This is a genomic window from Novosphingobium lindaniclasticum LE124 (assembly GCF_000445125.1).
GTDB classification, from domain to species: Bacteria; Pseudomonadota; Alphaproteobacteria; order Sphingomonadales; family Sphingomonadaceae; genus Novosphingobium; species Novosphingobium lindaniclasticum.
The window spans coordinates 1-15,825 of record NZ_ATHL01000071.1; the positions used below are offsets into that span (position 1 = coordinate 1).

Annotated in this window: 13 protein-coding genes; 3 read left to right on the top strand and 10 right to left on the bottom strand. The window is 62.8% G+C overall.

From position 1 onward, the window contains the following. A partial coding sequence (locus tag L284_RS34150) for a tyrosine-type recombinase/integrase (protein ID WP_021233822.1) occupies positions 1-1,244 on the top strand: 1,244 nt, incomplete at its 5' end. Between the two features lie 152 nt (positions 1,245-1,396). On the opposite strand, the gene asnB is transcribed toward L284_RS34150, so the two are convergent. From asnB to L284_RS34200, 10 genes are all read right to left on the bottom strand, one after another. After that, positions 1,397-3,292, bottom strand: coding sequence for an asparagine synthase (glutamine-hydrolyzing) (asnB, locus tag L284_RS34155; RefSeq protein ID WP_021233823.1), 1,896 nt, complete (start codon positions 3,290-3,292; stop codon positions 1,397-1,399). A 79-nt stretch (positions 3,293-3,371) separates the two neighbouring features. Then, positions 3,372-4,505, bottom strand: a complete 1,134-nt coding sequence (locus L284_RS34160; protein ID WP_021233824.1) for a hypothetical protein — start codon at positions 4,503-4,505, stop codon at positions 3,372-3,374. A gap of 865 nt (positions 4,506-5,370) precedes the next feature. After that, positions 5,371-5,964 (bottom strand): hypothetical protein, encoded by a 594-nt coding sequence (locus tag L284_RS34165; RefSeq protein ID WP_152524650.1) that lies wholly within the window; start codon positions 5,962-5,964, stop codon positions 5,371-5,373. Between the two features lie 285 nt (positions 5,965-6,249). Next, positions 6,250-7,773, bottom strand: a complete 1,524-nt coding sequence (gene tnpC / locus L284_RS34170; protein ID WP_021233827.1) for an IS66 family transposase — start codon at positions 7,771-7,773, stop codon at positions 6,250-6,252. Between the two features lie 31 nt (positions 7,774-7,804). Beyond that, positions 7,805-8,161, bottom strand: coding sequence for an IS66 family insertion sequence element accessory protein TnpB (gene tnpB, locus L284_RS34175; RefSeq protein ID WP_007684650.1), 357 nt, complete (start codon positions 8,159-8,161; stop codon positions 7,805-7,807). Then, a complete protein-coding gene (locus tag L284_RS34180) occupies positions 8,161-8,586 on the bottom strand; it encodes a transposase (RefSeq protein ID WP_021233828.1) in 426 nt (141 codons plus the stop codon). Before L284_RS34180 ends, tnpB begins: the two co-directional genes overlap by 1 nt. Before the next feature lie 651 nt (positions 8,587-9,237). Then, a complete protein-coding gene (locus tag L284_RS34185) occupies positions 9,238-9,744 on the bottom strand; it encodes an RES family NAD+ phosphorylase (protein ID WP_235054349.1) in 507 nt (168 codons plus the stop codon). Positions 9,745-9,746: 2 nt separating this feature from the next. Then, on the bottom strand, positions 9,747-10,097 hold the full coding sequence (locus tag L284_RS34190; RefSeq protein ID WP_021233830.1) for an MbcA/ParS/Xre antitoxin family protein: 351 nt from the start codon (positions 10,095-10,097) through the stop codon (positions 9,747-9,749). Positions 10,098-10,352: 255 nt separating this feature from the next. Continuing rightward, a complete protein-coding gene (locus L284_RS34195) occupies positions 10,353-12,053 on the bottom strand; it encodes a M61 family metallopeptidase (RefSeq protein WP_021233831.1) in 1,701 nt (566 codons plus the stop codon). A 91-nt stretch (positions 12,054-12,144) separates the two neighbouring features. After that, complete coding sequence (locus L284_RS34200) at positions 12,145-12,624, bottom strand: Lrp/AsnC family transcriptional regulator (protein WP_021233832.1); 480 nt, start codon at positions 12,622-12,624, stop codon at positions 12,145-12,147. 145 nt (positions 12,625-12,769) lie between these two features. Between L284_RS34200 and L284_RS34205 the strand changes: the two genes are divergently transcribed. Together L284_RS34205 and L284_RS34210 are read left to right on the top strand one after the other, a co-directional pair. Beyond that, on the top strand, positions 12,770-13,735 hold the full coding sequence (locus L284_RS34205) for an ornithine cyclodeaminase family protein (protein ID WP_021233833.1): 966 nt from the start codon (positions 12,770-12,772) through the stop codon (positions 13,733-13,735). A 2-nt stretch (positions 13,736-13,737) separates the two neighbouring features. Continuing rightward, on the top strand, positions 13,738-15,822 hold the full coding sequence (locus L284_RS34210; RefSeq protein ID WP_081673969.1) for an amidohydrolase family protein: 2,085 nt from the start codon (positions 13,738-13,740) through the stop codon (positions 15,820-15,822). Positions 15,823-15,825: the final 3 nt, after the last annotated feature.

The following is a 15,825-nucleotide window of genomic DNA, read 5'->3' on the forward strand; positions in this document are numbered from 1 at the left end:
AATCCGGTCTCTCCGCAACGGCGGTCGATCGGGCCCGGCCACGCGAAAACGCATACAAGCTGTCTGATCGCGATGGGCTCTATCTGCTCGTAAAGCCGTCCGGCGCTCGTTACTGGCGCATGAATTTCAAATTGCACCAGTTGCAGCGCACTGCCTCCTTTGGCCGTTATCCCGAAGTCACCCTGGCAGAGGCCCGGCAGCGGCTGCTTGAAGCGCGCCGATTGCTCAAGCAGGGAATTGATCCTGTTCACCAAGCCAAGCTGGACAAAGTCGCCGCCTCCATCGCGGCCGGGAACACCTTCCGGCTCATCGCGGAGGAATGGCTGGAAAAGATGCGGCTGGAAGAGCGTTCATCCAAGTCAATCAGGAAATGCGAGTGGCAACTCAGCCTGGTGATGCCCGACATCGGAAATCGGCCAATCTCTCAGATCACCGCGCACGAGGTGCTCCTTTCCCTCAAGAAAATCGAGCGCACGCGAAAGTTCTACACGGCGATGAGCGTACGGGCGCTGTGCGGCCAGATATTCCGGTTTGCCGTTGCTACGGCGAGGGCGGAACGGGATGTATGTGTCGATCTTCGCGGGGCGTTGGTGACGCCCAAAGTTGTCCACCGGCCGGCGATCACGATGCCAAAGCAAGTCGGGGCGCTTATGCGGGCGATACATGACTACGACGGCGCGCATTATACGAATATCGCGCTTCGGCTTCTCGCTCACACCTTTGTTCGTCCCGGTGAGCTACGACATGCTGAATGGAACGAGTTCGATCTCGAGCGCGCAGTTTGGATCATCCCTCCCCACAAGATGAAGATGCGCCGTCCGCACACAATTCCGCTCTCGCGGCAGGCGCTCGCGATCATCGACGAGATCGATCACGGCGAGAACTTCAGCATGTATCTGTTCCCGTCCATCCGATCGACCAAGCGGCCTTTGTCGGACAACACAATCAATGCGGCGCTCCGCCGCATGGGTTACGAGAAGGATCAAATGACAGCCCATGGCTTTAGAGCCATGGCTGCGACGCTGCTCAATGAGATGGGCACCTGGAACCCCGATGCGATCGAACGGCAGCTGGCACACGCAGAGCCGAACTCCGTGCGCCGGGCGTACACTCGCGGTCAGCACTGGGAGGAGCGCGTGCGGATGATGCAGCACTGGTCGGATTATCTGGATCAGCTACGCGGCGGTGCGGAGATCATTCGGCCGCAGTTCGGAAGGAGAGAGACGAAGCTGACCTTGGTGTGAAGCCACTTGGCAGGAGCGTCTTTACTCAGCCGGAATCTTTTGAACGAAGGAAATCGGACTTCCGATAAGCTGGAGCGGTCGAGCCGACGCTGTCAGGTCGAAAGCCGCTCCAGGCCGCGCTGCGCCGGCCGGGCTGCCGGCGCGTGCAGCGATTATCTCGCCTGATGACCGTCCCACCAGAGGCAGAAGATGGTCAGCGCGTAGAGGAAGCGCCCGTGATCGCGTTTGGCTGTCCGATGTTCCTCGAAGACGGTGTCGACGCCGCTTTGCGACAGGAAGCCGGCGTGGCGGAATGAACTTGTCTGCCAGAGTTCCTGCGCGAAACCGCCGAAGTCGCCGGCGAACCAATCCTGCAGCGGGATCGCAAAGCCGCGCTTGGGCCGGTTGATGAAACCTTCCGGGAGCCAGGGCGCGATGGCCTGCTTGACCACATACTTGCCGACCGTCCCGCGCATCTTCATCTCCGTTGGGACGGAAAGCGCCCAGTTGACGAAGCTGGGGCCGAGCATCGGCACGCGAACTTCCAGCGAGTGGGCCATGCTTGCCCGGTCCACCTTGGTCAGCATGGCCGAAGGGAGGTTGAGAGCAAGGTCGGCATGCACGAACTGCTCGAGCGGATCGCGCGAGATCGTCTCGGCCGGGTCCGGGAAATACTCGTCCCGAAGCTGCTCGAAGGGGTGGCTGCCTTCGACGGTCTGGAGAAAGGCAGGATCGTAGACTCTGGCGCGCATGGCCGGGGAAGTGATCTGGGTGCGCGCGAAGAAGCGGCTGACGCCGTCGGGTAGTCCCGCGCTGCCCAGCGCCTTCTGGATGCGGTGCAATGCGGGATTAAGCGCCTTGATTGGCGTCGAGGGCCAGCCAGCCACCGTCTGGGCGAGACGGCGCGCGACAGGATTCATCCGGCCGATCTTCCGCTCCGTCCGGTGGCGCTTGTAGCCCATGAACAGCTCGTCCCCGCCATCGCCGGAAAGCGCGACCTTGACCTGCTCCCGCGCGACCTGGGACACGTACCAGGTCGGCACTGCGGAAGGATCGGCGAAGGGCTCTCCGTAGCAGCGCTGAACGTCCGGAAGAATGTCGCGGGCCAGCTTGAGGTCGATTATGCGCGTGGTATGCCGGCAACCCAGATGCTTGGCGACGCTTTCGGCGGCCGGAGCCTCGTTGAATCGCTCTACCGGGAAGCCGATCGTGAAGGTGCGGACGGGCGGACCGCCCAGCTTCGACATCGCGGCCACGACGGCGGCAGAATCGATGCCGCCGGACAGGAAGGCCCCCACTTCGACGTCGCTCAGCATGTGCTGCTCGACTGTCTTGAGCCACCGCTCGCGGAAGGTCTCGACCCATTCCTGCTCGGAGCGCTGCTCGCCTTGGCGGTACTGCGGGCGCCAATAGGAGGTCTCGACCGCTTCCCCGTCCGGGCCCAGGGTCAGGAAGTATCCGGGGCGGAGGGAGCGAACCTGCGCGTAGATGCTGCGCGGGGTCCTGATATGGCCGAAGCTGAAGAAATCGTGCACGGCGCGGGGCGATACATCGAAGCGGTGGCCCTGCAGGACTTCCAGCGCAGGGAGCTCGGAAGCGAAGGCGAGGCCGCCGTCCTGCTCGGTCAGATAGAGGGGCTTGATGCCGATAGGATCGCGGGCCAGCGTCAGGCGGCGTTCCCGGCGGTCCCAGATTGCCACGGCGAACATGCCCTCTAGCCGGGCCCAGGCCGCATCCCCCCACTCGCGGTAGGCCGACAAGATGGTTTCGGTGTCGCTGCGCGTCGTGAACGCGTGGCCTCTGGCTTCCAGCTCGGTCCTGAGGTCGAGGTGGTTGTATATCTCGCCATTGAAAACAATGACATGCCGCCTGTCGGGGCTCTCGATAGGCTGATGGCCGCCGGCCAGATCGACGATGCTCAGCCGGCGCATTCCCATGCCGAGATCGCCATCGATCAGGATGCCCTCGTCATCCGGGCCGCGGTGCACGATCGTGTTGCACTGCGCCTTGACCATGCTCTGATCGACATTGCGGTTGCCGCGCCGATACCATCCCGCAATGCCGCACATTCACAAAAATCCTTTTACCGGGAAGCTCGGGTTGAAGCGGGCACCCTTGCCCGAGCGGGCTTCAAGTCACAAGACTGCGTCAGGCCTGCTGCCGCGCCGTGAGTTCCTCTATCAGAATGTCGGTAGAGCGCTGGATGGCGCCTTCGAAATCGCCGAATGCCAATTTCAAGGCATCGGCCTGCGCTTCGATCTTGCTGTCATGTTCGGCCACCGCCCGGTCGATGGCGACCAGGACGGTGTCGGGGCCATCGGCAACTTCGCCCAGGTGCCATCCGGCATAGCGGGGGTCCGACTTCCAGTCGGCACCATGGCTGTTCAGGAAAACTGCGGGTCTGGGCCGGGACAGGAATTCGTATAGCTGGCTCGAGACATCGCCAAGATAGATGTCGGCAGCCTGCGTGTAGCGCATGTCGAAAAGGCTGGGAGAGCCGAGATCGACGATGATGCGGCCCTCAACCGCCTGGGCGAGGAAGCGCTGGCGATCGGCCTGTGACATGCCCTCCATGCAGCGGATGTGAGGCGCGAAGACCAGGTTGTAGCGGTCCTGATGGCGGAAACGCTCGATTACGTCCCGCGCGATGCCCAGCGAGGAGATGCGAGGGTCGAAATGGGGATTGTAGACGACGATAGGTAAGCCGTTGTCGAACAAAGGCTCCTTCGCAGGTGGTGCGATCCGAAGGTAATCGAGCTTCACATAGCCGCCCACGCGAAGCCGCGCGCGATCGATGCCCTGGTCCACGGCGCGCTTGATGTCCTTCTCGCCAGGCACGACGATCATGTCGAAGGCGCGGAGGCGCTTTTCGGAAGCGGGAGCCCTGTCGCCCGCGCCATGGCGGAAATGGATAAGCGGTCGCCGCCAGCCCATCTTGCGCAGAGCGGCCGAAGTGCGTTCCGGTACGACGATGGCGCATGCGCGGCGCGCGCGCCATCGCAGGGAAGCCAGGATCGGGCCTTTTGCCGCGGAGGGGCGCCCCGTGACGCGAACCGCCACTCGAGCCAGCCACGGGACGGGGAGGCGCGTGATCTCCATCGTCTCGGCCTGCATCCGCCTGGCGATTTCACGCAGCGCCGTTTCCGCTTCCTCATCCGCGCAGAAGCATCGTACCGCAAAGCGGCTCTCCCTTCGCGCGATCTCGGCGGCCACGGGCGCCAGATGGTAAATCTGATGGGTTCCGCCGATGAAAACGAAGCAGATCTCGCGAGCAGTGGTCATCGGCGATGCTCTACAGTTCGGCGCGGAGCAAGGCATCCTCAAAAACAAAAAACTTCTGATGTTGCGCTTGCAAAAATCTAGCCCACGTCATTGCAGTCTTGCAATGTCATAGGTCCGCACGCTTTGGGTTGCGGAGCGGGGGGGCCGGACTACCAGGCCTTATCGAACGGTGTGGCGAGCTTTCTTGAATGGAGCCGAACTAGACGCGAAATGCCTCCCAACTGCTGCGTGAGGAAGATGCAATGGGCCTGTTGGCATATGCCGATCGGGGGCTTTTCGCTCCGAGCAAGATTGCGGCGGCATTTCGGACGGACAGCGAAGAGGTCGCCCGGTCGGCAGGACCTGTCGCGATGCCGTTCAGCCCGGGGAGCGTCTTCGGTCGGACAGACCCTAGCGCTGCCTGCGGGAAAGGATCGAAGGTCATAAGCAAGAACACACCGAGATTCGGCTCCTCCCTTGCATGATATAGGTCGGAGCCGCCATCGGGCGCTGCTCCCGATCTATGCGCGTGAACCGCTTTCGAGCCGAGGCGCAAAGCCATACGGCGGGCATTTCAATCCTGAGGCAACGGCAACTCTCTTCTCGCAACCTGTTTGCAGACAGCCATCAGGGAGGCCGATCACGTCGGCGATCTGCAGCCGAAGGTTATCGTTTACTACGATGCGGATATGGAGGGTGTCTTGTGCTACGGCCCTGTCGAACGCTGAAGTTCGGAATGATTTAGAAGGCGCTGTCCAACCCGGTTTTGCGAGACCGGATGAATGGCAATCGGCATTGTGCTTACCAGGATTCAAACTTTACGGCATCGGTGCTTCAGATGAATGTAAACTGGCGAAGTCGATTGCCGCGCCGGCTATCAGCAGTGTCAGCGAACACCGTGTTCCGCAAAAGACAACGCATTTTCTATAATCTCGACCAGGTCTGTATTGCATGCATCCGCGCGCTTTACGGTGTCGATCCACCATGCCAGCATCCTGGATCCCACGACAAACCGTAGGAAATCACGCTCGTCTGCACCCATTTCGCGAAATCGCGCTATCAAGGCAATCTCTTCATCATCCAGGTGAAGCAAGCGACTTTCATAATCAGCATCCTCCCGTTCACGACGCACGGTGCTGTTCTGAGGGATATGAACTCGTTCCCAGCGCCGGCGGCGTTTCAACGAGACCTGTGCGTGCTGAATAGCAAGCGGCATCCAGTATACCCAATCCGGGATACGCTCGCCGTCTTGCTCGAAGCGAGCGATGCGTTTTTCCGTTGCTCTGTCGAATCGGACTCCGCCGCCGGAGCAGATGTAGAGATCACTTAGAGCAGCGCAGGCCGAAAAGGCCTTGGCAAGATCCTTGTGAGACCAACCAAGCGAGCGGCGTTTCTCCACAAGCCAGTTTCTTGCTTGCAGGGGCGTACTCCATTTCGGCCCCGGCAACATTTCCCACGGGGAAAGGGACGCATCGCTCATAATCATTCCAGCCCTTCTGCTCATCAGACGAATGCTGGATGGGTATCCCTCCAAATAAATTGGCTTCGTCGCCAAAAAGCGTAAGCGGACGGCCTTTGATCGCTAGTTCCCCGGCTATGAGCACCATTTTTCGCGCAGCTAGCAGTGCTGGTTTTTGGCATGAAATCCACACTTGTGGCGCTCCGCAGCGGGCGCTGACCGTCCTGATCTGAGTTGGGCTTTGCTTACTGCAAACCGCCGCGAGGATTAGACGGCGCGTGCGAGGGTCAACCGTAAGCGATGTTCTCAGCCCACGGCGGTCCAGGGCATGAGTTCGCTCACGGCGTTTGCTGGATGACCCTCAGCGAGCTTGGTGAGCGCCTCGGTCAGCCAGATGTGCGGGTTGATGCCGGAGAACTTGCAGTTTTCGATCAGCGTAGCAATGACCGCCCAGTTGTCGCCGCCCTCGTCGGAGCCTGCGAAGAGCGCGTTCTTGCGATTGAGTGCCAGCGGACGGATCGATCGCTCGACGGTGTTGGAATCCATCTCGACGCGGCCGTCATCGAGGAACAGTGAGAGCCCGTGCCAGCGGGTAAGCGCGTAGCGTATGGCCTCGGCAAGCTTGCTTTTGGCGCTGACCTGACGAAGTCGCGCCTCTAGGTAGATATGCAGATCATCCACGATGACGCGGGCATCTTCGGCGCGCACACCGCGACGGTGCTCTGCCGAGGTGCCACGAACCCGGTCCTCGATCGCGTAGAGCATGGCGATCCGGCGCAGCACCTCGGTCGCGACCGGAGAGCTCTCTGCAAGCTCGTAGAATTTCCGCCTCACATGTGCCCAGCAGAAGGCGAGTTGGATCTGCTGACGGCGTTTGCCGAGCGCGGCATAGCCGCCGTAGCCATCGACCTGCAGGATGCCAGCGAAGTCGCCCAGATGTGCCTCGGCCCGCTCGCACTTGCGGTCGGCTGCATAGACATAGGCCACCATGGGCGGATCATCGCCGCCCCATGGCCGATCGTCGCGGGCATAGGCCCAGAGCTGACCTGTTTTGGTCCGGCCCCGCCCAGGATCGAGCACCGGTGCGGTCGTCTCGTCAGCAAACAGCCGCTCAGATCGTCGCAATCGCTCTAGGATGTGATCGCGCAACGGACGCAAATACCAAGCCGCCCGGCCCACCCAGTCCGCCAAGGTCGAGCGGTCGAGCTGGATGCCCTGACGGGCGTAAATCTGCGCCTGACGGTACAGCGGCAGGTGATCGGCGTACTTGGCAACCAGCACCTGCGCGATCAACGCTTCGGTAGGGATGCCACCCTCGACGATGCGTCCCGGCGCGGGTGCCTGGACGATCGTGCCCTCGCATGAGCGGCAGCCGTAGCGCGGGCGGCGCGTGACCAGTACGCGGAAGGTGGTCGGCACGACGTCGAGACGCTCGGCTACGTCCTCACCGATCTGGTGGAGCGCGCAGTTACAGCACGGGCACGCCTTATCCTCGACGTCAACGACTTGCTCAATCCGCTCCAAGTGAGCGGGGAGCGAGCCCCGGTTGGCCTTGCGCTGGCGATCCGCGGACGCCCTATTTGCCTTGTCCATGGCATGCTGCGCCTCGGCCAGAGCGGTCTCGACTTCCTCAAGGGCTAGCTCGAACTGATCGGGATCGAGTTGCTCGGAACGGCGGCCGAACCGGTGCCGTTGCAGGGCTTCGATGATCGCCTTCAGGCGCTCGACCTCGGCCTGGAAAAGCTTGAGCGCATCAAGCTCGCGGGATTGTTCAAGGACGAGCGCGCGGAGCGCTTCGACGTCACTGGGAAGGTCCGCTTCCATGAGCATGGAGGCAGTGAATCAGGAGCAGAACCCCGCGTCAACCGGCAATCTGCGGTGCAATCGGGCGGCGTCCACCGTGCACCCGGCGCCAGTCCAGACCCTCAAGCAAGGCACCCAGTTGGGCTGCAGTCAGGCGCATCACACCATCCTGGATCGCCGGCCACTTGAACCCGCCGGACTCCAGCCTCTTTGCCATCAGGCACAGTCCCGTGCCGTCCCACCATACCAGCTTGATCCGGTCACTGCGCTTGGCCCGGAACACATAGATCACGCCCGAATACGGGTCACCTCCGTACTCGGCGCCGACCAGCGCAGCCAGCGCGTCCGGGCCTTTACGGAAATCCACCGGACGCGTTGCTACCATCACCCTGGTGCCCGGGCCGATCCCGAGCATCACGCGGCAGCCTCTTGCAGAGCTTGAATGATGGCCACGACCAGGTCGGTCCGGGCTGCCTGTCCGATCCGGATCACAGCTCCACCAACTTCGACCTCAATGCCATCGTGCGAGCTCGGCTGCGACGGCCCACCCACGACCGGCACAAACATGGGCTCGTCGCGTGGAGGAAGCTTGGCGGCCTCCATGGCGTAACGCAGCTCCCGGCGCCATGTGTACAGCAGCGCCGTGCTGATCTCCCGCTCACGGGCAAAGGCCGCGACATTATCGCAGCGCTCCATCTCAGAGACCAATGCGAGCTTCTGTTCCAGTGTCCAGACGCGGCGGCGGCCCGCCATTCCCGCGAGAACCTCGATCCGCCGCACAGGCTTCAGAGGCACTCCAGTGTCGGTGTCCAATGCGGTCGTAACGCGGGTCTCGTCCATCCCCGCACTTCAGCTACAGCGCCCGTGCATAGCAAGGTGGCGCCGAAACATCGCTTACGGTCAACCGGTATCGCCTAATCCGCTCTGGTATGATGACGAGGCAGGCGTTGCCAGTCGAGATCAGCTCAGGGCGTTCTTGTCGTCGGGCACGCCCGCGATCGAGCGGAAGGGCGTTGACCGCTACGGACGCACGCCGCGCCCGACGTTTCGTATCGGTCCGAAAGATCCAAGAAACCCGGCTGGCCTGCCATCATCGTCTCCGGTGTTGCGCTGAGGCAGTGAATCACTTCACGCCGTTCGACACCCCCGAGCCTATTAAGGTTGCCGTGATGTCGAATGGCGAGATGAGCGAAGCCTTGGGTTGCCAGTCACACCAATCGTTCAATACTGGGGCCCCGAAAACAATATGTAACCCGAGGTCGCGTCAGCTTTTCCAACCTTCTTCGACTCTCAGGAGCTTGCGGGCAATGCTCGGTAGCGGTTTGTCCGGTAGGCAATGCTATGTACGACATCCTAACGCGTACATGACGATACGCGAACATGGATGATCCTGTGTTTAGGGTGCACAGTTGGACGATCGTCTCGTGCGTCCCGTATTTAAGGAGACTCGAAAGGTGCTGGGCACCCCTGCAGTATGCGCAACATCAGCCATCAGTTCGTGGTCAAGCGCCCCTGATCGTCGATGAGCGTGATTTGGGATGGTGGTCCATCGCTCCACCTCAATAGCACCATATTCAGATCATCGTCATTGGCGCCACGGGCGAAGCTGCGCACTAGTAAACCATTGAACCCGGCAGCCATGAGAGCCTCGGAAAATATCTGTGTCCTGGATTTGCCGTTCTTTTGCATCTGATCTCGCCAACCGGGATCGGCCAAATCTGATGGCGTCATACCGAATTTGCTAAGTTCCCCAAGATCGCGACTGTCGAGCACATCTTCGATGACGCATTCATACGCCACGATCGTCGTCGGCTGCAGATCGCCTACCTGGTTCGCCTCCCGGATGGCCGTGCGGAGCGAGGTCGCTAGGTAGAGCGCTGCCGTGCCCTTGGGATTGAAGCGCCCACCGTATAATTCGGCGCCGCGCCCCGACAACGGTTCATGAGCAAAGATAGGATTCAACGCCCGGTAGAGCTTACCTTCATACCGTATCGCCACGATCAGGCGTACACGCCCGCATCCACCGCATCGATGTACTCTAGCACCTCGCTTGCTCGGCCAGTCTGAACAAGTTGCATGGCCGTCTGACCCGAGAAACCAGGCAGCGGCTCCGAGCGATACCACGCATAGGCGATGAGCGAGGATCCAAACCGCGGCGTAGTCTTCGTGACCACTTCGATCATTTCCCTAAGCCGGCGCTGCGTTTTATCGGAACGAATGCGGTCCTTGCGCTGGACAGCATCGCGACCTAGGCCTGCCGAGCGAGCCACCTCTTCACTCGTGGTGCGGAAGGCCATCGCAATCTTGCTTGGGGCGAAAAGCCCATGATCGGCAAATTCGAGCAATCCCATAGCATTCACCTTACGCAACCATTCTGACGCAATATAGCGTCATAATATGCGCAATTCAAGATTAGACTACGCATCTGCCTGGACGCTGGTCGAGACCGGTATCGCCCAAACTTCAACCAACGGACAAGACGCCGGGGGCTTCAGCCTCTCGTACGGTCTTGTCACCGCAATTTTTGGTGGACTCACACCGGCCATCAGCACTGCACTGATCAGCACTACGGGCGGCAAAGTTTGGCCCTTAACGGTTAAGCTCTTTCATTCCGCTGCGCAGGTGTGTGCAGAGCTTGCCCATTGATAAGCATCGACGGTTTCACCGCGCGGCCTGTAGGTAAAGCTCAGTTTCTGTTCGTCCCGCGCTATGTCGAGCCTCAGCGCGGCGTCCTGATCGCCTTGCAGGGCGTCAAGCGGAAAGCGGTTGAGAATTCGGTCGCCGTCGCGCAGTCCCGCTGCTTCGGCAGCGGAGCCGGGCTTGAGGCCTTTCACCACGCGATCCGGGGTCACGAGGATTAGCGGATCGAAGCCGAGGTCGAAGCGCTTAAGCGGCTTCGTCACGCGCTTGAAGCAAGGGCCGAAGGCGTCGGAAGGGGGCAGGACAGTGCCGCCGGCCAGCATGGCGTCAAAATCCGCGAGGCCTTTTGCGCCGAGTTCCCGGCCGAGCAGTTTCTTCCAGAGCGCCAGGTCCATTGCATGACCGGCGCGGCGCTGGGCCAGCATCTGCCGGACAAGGTCGTCGAGTGAGCGTTTGCCCTGCGACGCCGCGCGGATATCTGAGTCCACGGAAGCGAAGTAGAGCGATCCCCGGTCGTAGGGCAGCACGCGGATACGGGTGTCTTTCCAGAACCCCTCAGCGATCCGGTCGTTCGGAGTCGCGATCAGGGCATTGGTGTAATAGCGCGCGGCAGTGGAATTAAGATCGTCCAGAAAGGCCTGCTGCGAGATCAGCCCGGCGCGCCAGGGCAGCAAACGCTGGTAGTGGACGGCCAGCCCTTCGCCGAACCACGAAAGGCCGAGGCCGCCCGGCGCATCCATGGAATCGCTTAGAGAATTGATCCAGGCGTGGACCATCTCATGCGCCAGCAGGCTCTCCAGGTCGGCGATGGGCGTCTTTTCGCTGAAGGTGAAGGCGAAGCTGTCGGTCAGGCCGATGCCGCTGCCGGGATTCAGGCGATTGATCCGGGCAAAGACGCCGAAGCTGTCCGGGCGCTGGTCGAAGAACGTGCCATAGAAGCTCTGGAGCCGTGCGGCCCAGTCCATCAGTTCCGGCGCGTCGAAGCCGAAACGCCCCTGCCAGGTACCGAAGAAGGTGCCCCTGGTGTAAGTTCCGACCTGGCCCGCCATGAAGTAGCTGCCGCCGATCTGGTCGGCGCGCAGGGGGTGGCGGCTGCGGCGATCTCCCGCGCCGATGCTGGAAACGCCCTGCGCCTTGTCGCCAGCCCGCGAAAGATCCCAATGGACCGAAAGGTCGCGCGGCAGTTCGTCGGCTGGCAGGACCAGGAAGGCGTTGCCCGCGCCGGAGAGACCGCCATCGCTGGCGCGCAGTTCGTACTGAGGCTTGGCCTGTTCCGCCTGCGCGGGGTCGATCGAGACACGGTAGGCCGCCGTTACCGCCCCCTCGACGGCGCGCAGCGGCTTCCAGGTCCGCTCCAGGTTGTCGCCGTCCCTTGCCTTGTCCTCGGCCTGCACCGGCAGCACGCCCTGGGCATCGGAAAACACCAGGGCATCCATGCGCCTGGCCGAAGTCTCGACGGTGTTTGACGTTACCGCCATGGCAGCCAAAGCCTCGCCTTCCGGCGGCGCCTCGAAGCGGACCGCCACGTCGAGCCGGGTGAGCGCGCCATCCGCGTCCGCCACCGGCGCAAGCGTGACCGAAATGTCCGGCGCATCGGCGGCTCGGGCAGCGGTTGCCGAAGCCGTGGCAAGAAGCGCGGCGACGAAGGCGGTACGAAGCGATGTCATGATCGGAAGGCTAACAGTCTGCCTCGAAGCAAATTGTGCAAATAGCTACGAGCCCCGCGGGATGCGCGCATGAAATATGCTCGTGGCGGGATCAGCCGGGCAGCGAGGGCAAGGGCAGCCGATGGGTGCACTTCAACTCGGAGAGGGTCGCGGTGGAGCGGACGTCCTCCACCCCCGGCAACCGCAGCAGGGTGCGGAAGGTGAAGTTCTGATACCACGCGATGTTCGGCGCGAGAACCTTGAGCATCACGTCCATTTCTCCGAACAGCGTGTAGGCCTCCAGGATTTCCGGCGTCGCTTCAACGGCGTGGACAAAGCGATCGCGTTCCTGGTCGGACAGGCGGGACATCTTGAGCTGCGCGAAGATGAACATGCTCTCGCCGAATTTCTCGCGGTCGAGCACGGCCACAGTGTGGCGCACGTAGCCCTCCTCCTTCAGCCGCTGCATCCGCCGCCAGCAGGGCGACTGAGACAGGCCCACGCGATCGGCGATTTCGCTGGAGGATTCTGAGGCGTCGATCTGGAGGCGATCGAGGATCTTCATGTCGAGCCGGTCCAATTCGGCGGGCAAGATTATGCTCCCTGTTGTAGTTTGTTGGTTTGAACATGCCACAACGAAGCTGCCGCGCGCAACAAAGGCAGAGATATTTTGCCCTAGGGCGCTATCACTGATGCTCGAAGAATACCCATAAACGGCAACAAGGGCGGGTCGGCGGATGAAACGAAGCGAACTGGCGGTGTTCGACGCGGAGGACGTGCGCGCGCTGCTCGACTATCCCTCCTGCATCGCGGTCGTGCGCGAGGCGATGAAGGCGCTTTCGCTGGGCGAGACGCGGCAGTTGCTGCGCACGATGATCCACATGGGGGAGGGGCGCACTTTCGCGCAGATGCCCGGCGCCCTGTCCGACCGCGGCATGTTCGGCGCCAAGATGATCAGCGTCTTCGCGGAGCCCGACAATCCCGGCGTACGCCGCCATCGCGGCATCGTCACCCTGTTCGAGCCGGTGGAAGGGCGCCCCGTCTGCGTGGCCGATGCCGAGGAGATCACTCATATCCGCACCGCTGCCGCCACGGCCGTCGCCACCGACGCGCTGGCGCGCGAGGACGCACGTGTCCTGCTGCTGATGGGAACCGGTGGGCAGGTGCATTCGCACCTTGAAGCCCTGCCGCTGGTTCGCCCCTTCGAGCGTATCCTGATCTGGGGTCGCGAGCCCGCCAAGGCGCGCGAGGTGGTCGAGGCGTGGCGGGATCGTCTCCCGGTGGAAGCCGCGCTGGATGCGCAGGCCGCAGCGGGTGAGGCGGACGTGATCTGCACGCTCACCGGCGCGCGCCAGCCCATCCTTTTCGGCGCGTGGGTGCAGCCGGGAACCCACGTCAATGTGGTCGGCTCCAGCGGCCCGGGGCCGGTGGAAGTGGACAATGCGCTGGTGCTCGCCTCCCGCTTCGTTGCCGACAGCAAGGCTTCGGCTCTCGATGCGGCAGCCGAATTCCTCGTCGCCAAGGCAGCGGGCGTCGTTGGCGACCATCATATCGTGGCGGAGATCGGGGAGGTTCTGCTGGGCCGCATCCCGGGCCGCCGGAATGCCGAGGAAATCACTGCCTACAAGTCGCTTGGCCACGCGGTGCAGGATCTCGCCTCGGCCGCTCATATCTACGAAACGCACCAGAACCGGAACGGATGACGATGAAGAAAACCGCAGCCCTGCGCTGGATCGCCTGTTCGGCGCTGGCCCTGTCCGCCGCCACGCTTCACGCCGAAAGCCAACGCTTCGCGGTGATCGACAATGGCGAGAACGTTGGCCACGTCTATGCCGACATTCAGGGCGATACCGTTTCGATCGACCATGACGTGAAGAGCAACGGCCGGGGCCCGACCATGCGCGAGACGATCGTGCTCGGTAGGCAGGGCCTGCCGACGAGTTGGACCCTGCAAGGCACCTCGACTTTCGGCAACAAAGTGGACGAACGGTTCACCGCCAAGGGCAAGCGGCTATCCTGGGTCGATACGACCGGCAAGGGCGCGATGCAGGCCAAGGCGCCGACGCTCTATGTGGCGCAGGAAGCCAGCCCGTTCTCGCTCGGCATCTATGCGCGCGCTTTGCTGGCTGATGCGGACCATGTGCTGGCGGCGGCGCCGGGCGGCACGCTCTCGCTGGAAGAGGAAGCCCCGGTAACGCTGGGCGGCACGGCCTACCGCGCTTTCCTCGTCAAGGGTATCGGCCTGACGCCGAGCGCGATCCTGCTCGACGACAAGGGTGCGCTGGTCGCGGCCTATTCGCCGACCAATGCCACGGTCCGCGAGGATCTGGCCTCCCACGCGGGTGAACTGGCCAGGATCGCCGCAACCCGATCGGCGGAGCGTTTCGCCGCGATCCAGAAGAAGGTCGCGCACAATTACGACGCGCCGATCCGCATCCGCAACGTGCGGGTATTCGATCCCGCGAGCGGCAAGTTGGGCGATCCGGTGTCTCTCGTCGTCTTCGGGGACAGGATCGCTTCGGTCGAGCCGCTGGACAGCGCTGCTTCTCCCGGCGAGGTGACCGTGGACGGCGCGGGCCGGGTGGTCATTCCCGGCCTGCATGACATGCACGCGCATGTCTCGCTCCAGTCCGCGCTGCTCTATATCGCCTCGGGCGTGACCAGTGTTCGGGACATGGGCAACGAGAATGCCTTCCTGATCGACCTGACCCGCCGTATCGACGCGGGCGAAGTGGCCGGGCCGCGCATCGTGCGCAACGGGTTCCTCGAAGGGCGCAGTCCCTACAGTTCGCGCAACGGCTTCATCGCCGACAGCGAGGCGGACGCGCTCGACGCGGTGCGCTGGTATGGTGCGCGGGGCTATTGGCAGGTGAAGATCTACAACAGCTTCAATCCCGCGTGGGTGCCGGGCGTGGTCCGGGAGGCCAAGCGGCTGGGCATGGGCGTGACCGGGCATGTTCCGGCCTTCACCAATGCCGATGCCATGATTGCGGCGGGTTACGACGAAGTGACGCATATCAACCAGCTGATGCTGGGCTGGGTGCTCGATCCCCAGGAAGATACCCGCACTCCGCTGCGCCTCACCGCGATGCGCCGCACGGCCGGGCTCGACCTCACCGCGCCGCGCGTCGCCGCCACGCTCGATACGATGCAGGCCAGGCACATCGCGCTCGATCCCACGGCGGTGACGCTGGAACTGCTGATGATGAGCCGCGACGGCAAAGTCAGCCCGGCGGTGGCGGGGTATTTCGACCATCTGCCGGTCGGCGTGCAGCGCAACCGCCGCCAGGGGATCGCGCCGATCAAGACGCCCGAGGATGCGGCGGGCTATGACGGGGCTTTCGCCACGATCAAGGCGCTGCTGCTGGACATGCACAGGCGCGGCATCACGCTGCTGCCCGGAACCGACGACGCCACCGGGCTCTCGGTCCACCGCGAGTTGCAGATCTATGCGGAGGCCGGGCTGCCCAATGCGGACGTGCTGAAGATCGGCACGCTCGGGCCGGAGCGCTACATGCACCGCGACCAGTCTTACGGTTCGGTGGAGAAGGGCAAGTATGCCGATTTCGTGCTGCTCGACGGCAATCCGCTGGAGGACATGGCCGCACTTCACCGCATGGCGATGGTGGTGAAGGGGGGAACGGTCTACTTCCCCTCTGAGATCTGGAACGAAGTGGGCGTCAAGCCCTTCGCGAAGGCGCCGGAGGTTGTCGTGCCGAAAACCGCACCGAAGCCGGTGGCCCTGACGGGCGGGTCCGGCGCCGAAGCGCACGAGGACTTTGCCTTCTGAATG